Source organism: Alteromonas sp. AO-Serp, from assembly GCF_017849675.1.
Lineage (GTDB): Bacteria > Pseudomonadota > Gammaproteobacteria > Enterobacterales > Alteromonadaceae > Alteromonas > Alteromonas macleodii.
The window spans coordinates 1-1,321 of sequence record NZ_JAFLMX010000011.1 but is presented as its reverse complement, the minus strand read 5'-3'; the positions used below and the strand labels follow the sequence as shown (position 1 = coordinate 1,321).

At 50.4% G+C, this 1,321-nt stretch carries 1 protein-coding gene; it reads left to right on the top strand.

Annotation, left to right across the window (positions count from 1 at the left end; genetic code table 11):
* Window positions 1-1,321: NAD-dependent DNA ligase LigA (gene ligA / locus QVA83_RS00985; protein ID WP_287498014.1), on the top strand; the 1,321-nt coding region annotated here is incomplete at both ends.

Here is a 1,321-nt window from a genome sequence, read left to right as displayed (position 1 = left end):
CGGCTAACGTGCGTACCATTTCTAATGTGCCGTTAACGCTTCGTGGTGAGCATTATCCTGAGCGCGTAGAAGTGCGCGGTGAAGTGTTTATGCCTCGTGAGGGCTTTGCAAAACTCAACGAACATCAAAAAGAAACGGGTGGTAAGGTTTTTGCGAACCCTCGTAATGCTGCGGCTGGCAGTTTACGACAGTTAGACTCTAAAATTACGGCCAAGCGCCCGCTGATGTTTTATGCCTACTCGCTAGGCGTAGTGCAACCAGAAAGTTTTGAGCTGCCCACAACACACAGCGAGCGCCTTAAGCAATTGGGTAATTGGGGGCTGCCGCTGTGCCCTGATATTGACACCGCCGAGGGCGGTAAGGGCTGCTTGGCGTACTACAACCACATTTTGGAAAAGCGCGACAGTTTGCCGTATGACATTGACGGCGTTGTGTTTAAGGTTAACCGTATTGACCTGCAAGATGCCCTTGGATTTGTGGCTCGAGCGCCTCGCTGGGCGATTGCGCAGAAGTTTCCTGCACAAGAAGAAGTGACTAAGTTACTGGACGTTGAGTTTCAGGTAGGAAGGACTGGTGCGATCACGCCGGTTGCTCGTTTAGAGCCCGTGTTTGTAGGTGGAGTAACTGTGTCGAATGCTACACTTCACAACCAAGACGAAATTTCCAGATTAGGCGTTAAAGTTGGCGACACCGTGGTAATCCGCCGTGCGGGTGACGTTATTCCACAGGTGGTGTCTGTGGTAGAAGCCAATCGCACGGGAAGTGAAACTGACATTACCTTCCCAAGCCAATGCCCAGTGTGTAACTCGCAGGTTGAGAAACTAGAAGACGAAGCGGTTGCCCGTTGCACCGGTGGGTTAATTTGTGCAGCACAACTCAAGCAGGCGCTCAAGCATTTTGCTTCGCGCAAAGCATTTGATATTGATGGCTTGGGCGACAAGTTAGTTGATCAGTTAGTTGACGCTGATCTTGTGCACAGTCCCGCCGACTTTTTTACACTGTCTTTAGGTGATGTTGTCGGACTAGAACGTATGGCCGAAAAGTCTGCCAGCAAGCTACTGGCATCACTTGAATCTTCAAAGCAAACCACGCTTGCCAAGTTCCTTTATGCGTTGGGGATCCGTGAGGTTGGCGAGGCTACTGCGGCGAACTTGGCTGCGCACTTTGAAACCTTGGAGGCGATTCGCGATGCGTCACTTGAAGCATTGGTTGAAGTGCAGGACGTAGGTGAAGTGGTGGCTACCCACATATTTAATTTCTTTAACGAGTCGCATAATACCGATGTTATTGATGCGCTGTTAAGAGAAGGAGTTAACTGGCC